Raw genomic sequence first — 3,008 nt, forward strand, 5'->3', positions numbered from 1 at the left:
CCGACCATCATCACGGAAATGTAGGGGGAACAGACGAATCATCTGATGGATACCATCATCATCATAGATTTGATCCGAACTCTCCTGCTGACCAAAGCTGCAGAAACCTGCGCGCTTCCGGCATCTGTATTACGGTAGATCTTAACTGCTTCTGCCACGTGACTTGCCTGCCTGCAACAGCAGCACTGTAATCATCAAACGAAAACCGCGCTGACAAAGCGCGGTTTTTTTCTTAGAATCCAATTAATCGAATATCGGTAATGTCCTTAAACGGCACCTCTTGCTGGAAGGGCCTCTGAAAAATCTTTAAGTGGACGATTCCTTCTTCATAGTCCGTAATGTATCCTCTGTATTTATTGTCCTCGGTCGATACCTCACACTTCATTTTTGGCACGTGCGGAGATAACGTGAAAAAGTAGTTCACTTTCTCCTCTAGAGATAATTCATGGAAACGAAGTCTGCGATCTCTTGAAGATTCAGGCTGTTCCTTTTTCTCTGACTCCTCGTCGGCAGGCGCCTCCTCTTTTGCTTTTAGTGGACTGGCAGCGGATGCCGCTTTATTCTGATTTCTCAGTCTCAGTTCTTTTTCATGAAGAGAAGTCGAGGGTGTTTCTGATTTAGCGGGCTGCTCGACAGGTGCTGGAGCAGATTGGCTCCGTTGAGTACGAAAGCTGGTCTGCATGGAAACTTCAGCAGGTTTGAATTTAGGTTGGGCGATATAAAGCATCGGTTGCTTTGCCATTCGTTTGTTTTCCGTGTTTTCAGCCATTCCGGATCTCTCCTTTTTAAATAGGGTCATCGTTCTATGTATATGCCAGTTTGGGACAGCATGTTCACAATCACCCAAGTTCGACATTATTTCTTCCTTTTTTACAAAGTTTTAACACAGTAACGAACGATCCTTTTCTCTGCTGGTCAGGATAATATAATTAGACAAATGCCTTAGTAACCATGATATTCAAAGACCGATTGAATTATTTCAAGTGGCAAGTGAAATGGATCTTTTATTTCTCCTGGACATAAAAAAATCCCCGGCACTCTCTGAAAAGAGTCCGGGGATTTCTCTATTAATAACCGATAATGTTAAAGCCGGAGTCCACGTGAATAACTTCTCCTGTTACTCCGCGGGAAAGGTCACTCATTAGATAATAAGCGGTATCGCCTACTTCTTCCTGTGTAACGGGACGGCGCAGCGGCGCACGTTCTTCAATTTCCTGAAGGATCTGGTTAAAGTCGCCTACGCCTTTAGCGGACAGCGTACGGATTGGACCAGCGGAAATCGCGTTCACACGAATGTTGTGCTTACCTAAGTCATTGGCTAAATACTTCATGCTTGCATCCAGGCTCGCTTTAGCAACACCCATGACATTGTAGTTCTGGACGACTTGCTCGCCGCCGAGATACGTCATGGTAATAATGCTCCCGCCTTCTGACATAAGCGGCTTAGCCGCACGTGCCACAGCGGTAAGTGAATAAGAACTGATGTTGTGAGCGGTTAGGAATCCGTCACGGCTCGTGTTCAGGAACTCATCCTTTAACTCATCGCGGTTGGCAAAAGCAATGCAGTGAGCCAGTCCATGAATGACGCCTACATCATTCTGGATATTTTCGAACGTTTGAATGATGGCTTCATCATTGGTTACGTCGCACTCATAGAATAAGGAATTGTTTTCCCCTTCAAGCGTGTCTGCCAGTTCATGAACGGCTTTCCCGAAACGTTCGGATGCATAAGTAAAAATAAGTCTCGCGCCTGCTTCATGTAAAGAGCGTGCAATGCCCCACGCAATACTTCGTTTGTTGGCTACGCCCATTACGACATAGGTGCGTCCTTCTAATGATAAATTCATTCCATGCCCTCCTTGAGGTGATTTCTACAATTGGGATTTGTTATTAGTACCTGCTCCTATTTTATTATATCAATTAACAAAATACAATTATCTACTGAAGCAGCCCTATTCCTTCTTTTGCAGTTGGAGACGGGAAGAGTCAGCCCCAGTGATGGCAAAAGATTATTCTTCATTTAGAGCAAGCGAATGAACGATCTCTCCCTCTACAGGAATTTCTTTTCCCGTTTCGGCGTTTATTATAACCGCTTCGATGCGAACCGAATTGTCGAAGTTCGTTTTATTAGACGGATACCTTGGTTAACCCTGAGCACTGTCTTCCTTATTCAAAGCAGTCTCTAACCATATGAGGCCGTTCCTCCGTGTACTCGTTCGTATAAAAGTTCGGACTCCTCTCATATTCACACATCTGCACGACCCGGTTTTCCTTTTTCAATTCAATATAAAGATATGTATGGCCAGGGTCATCTGTAAAAATAACCTCTGCCATGACAGGTTCTGTCCGATTGGTATTACGTTTGCCCTCATAGAAGGTTTCAATGGAGTTAATGTCGGTTGTCGAGTATCCTTCTTGTTGCAGGTGTTTCTCCACTTTTTTCTCCATCAGCACGGCATTTACCGGCCTCGATATGGTAAAAATCAGCGCTGGAATAAGGAGAGAGCCCAGAAGAATGATCACACTTGTCTTTTGAACTTTGCGGCTGGGTCGATATTTCTGGAGGAGAAAATGAGCGGTAAGACTACTTGAAAAAGCAAGGGCTGTATAGATGAGGGTCCATGTAAAAAAAGATAAACTTAAGTACAGGAGTTGAGCCAGCAGGGAAAGACCAAAGACGATGACAGGTGCAATAAACAATTTTTTAAAAAGAGTTCGGCCTAGAACGCCCATCACGAAAGCAAGCATGGGAAATAAAAATAGGACAAGCGGGATTACGTACATACACATTCTCCTCCCATTTGGGTTTAGTGTAATATTACACTAAAGGGGTCGTTTTTTCAATGTACCTACATAAAAAAAGACCGAAGCTATGATCCATCAGAACTTCGGTCCTTTTTAAAGAGATAATTAACTGGAAAGCTCCTCTTCATCCTCGTCTTCTATCTTCCTCTTTCTTAATAAATAAATATAGATCACAGGCACCAAGGAACAGACTAATATAATTC

Annotated in this window: 4 protein-coding genes; 1 reads left to right on the forward strand and 3 read right to left on the reverse strand. The window is 43.7% G+C overall.

Annotation, left to right across the window (positions count from 1 at the left end):
- Positions 1–191, forward strand: a 191-nt coding sequence (locus WAM07_RS07355; RefSeq protein ID WP_422165879.1) for a CotY/CotZ family spore coat protein, incomplete at its 5' end; no start/stop codon positions are given.
- 41 nt (positions 192–232) lie between these two features.
- On the opposite strand, the gene WAM07_RS07360 is transcribed toward WAM07_RS07355, so the two are convergent.
- From WAM07_RS07360 to WAM07_RS07370, 3 genes are all read right to left on the reverse strand, one after another.
- Positions 233–769, reverse strand: coding sequence for a CotO family spore coat protein (locus tag WAM07_RS07360; protein ID WP_422165880.1), 537 nt, complete (start codon positions 767–769; stop codon positions 233–235).
- Between the two features lie 298 nt (positions 770–1,067).
- Positions 1,068–1,847: an enoyl-ACP reductase FabI gene (gene fabI / locus WAM07_RS07365; RefSeq protein WP_422165881.1), complete on the reverse strand. Its 780-nt coding sequence runs from the start codon at positions 1,845–1,847 to the stop codon at positions 1,068–1,070.
- 319 nt (positions 1,848–2,166) lie between these two features.
- Positions 2,167–2,784, reverse strand: coding sequence for a DUF2651 family protein (locus WAM07_RS07370; RefSeq protein ID WP_422165882.1), 618 nt, complete (start codon positions 2,782–2,784; stop codon positions 2,167–2,169).
- Positions 2,785–3,008: the final 224 nt, after the last annotated feature.

The organism is Halobacillus sp., from assembly GCF_049282395.1.
GTDB lineage: Bacteria > Bacillota > Bacilli > Bacillales > Halobacillaceae > Halobacillus.

Bases quoted from the DNA above. Each gene is read 5' to 3' on its own strand.
- fabI (WP_422165881.1), bottom strand. From the start codon at position 1,847: ATGAATTTATCATTAGAAGGACGCACCTATGTCGTAATGGGCGTAGCC.
- WAM07_RS07360 (WP_422165880.1), bottom strand. From the start codon at position 769: ATGGCTGAAAACACGGAAAACAAACGAATGGCAAAGCAACCGATGCTT.
- WAM07_RS07370 (WP_422165882.1), bottom strand. From the start codon at position 2,784: ATGTACGTAATCCCGCTTGTCCTATTTTTATTTCCCATGCTTGCTTTC.